We start from the raw sequence: 270 nt of genomic DNA on the forward strand, positions 1-270 counted from the left end.
GCGCGGCTTCCAGCGTGCCTTGCTGGTTGTTGAATGTGCCGGCTGCATTGAGGTCGATGCTGCCGGCGCTGACGATGTTGCCTTGCTGATTGCTGATGTCGCTACCGCTGTGCAGGCGCAGTGTGCCATTGCTTTGGATGAGACCTGCTTGTCCATTTTGGCTGTCATTGGTGACTTTTTGGGTGTCGATGCTGATGGCACTGGCACTGAGTAGTTTGCCACTCTGGTTGTTGAGTTCGCCTTGGTTGGTGATGGTGAGCTGGTCATTGC

The 270-nt window shown here is 55.6% G+C and carries 1 protein-coding gene; it reads right to left on the bottom strand.

The features are described from left to right. The coding region (locus tag ACO0LB_RS21015) for a hypothetical protein (protein ID WP_423052701.1) at window positions 1-270 on the bottom strand (270 nt) is incomplete at both ends.

Source organism: Undibacterium sp. SXout7W (genome assembly GCF_049339385.1).
In the GTDB taxonomy this organism is placed as follows: Bacteria; Pseudomonadota; Gammaproteobacteria; order Burkholderiales; family Burkholderiaceae_D; genus Undibacterium.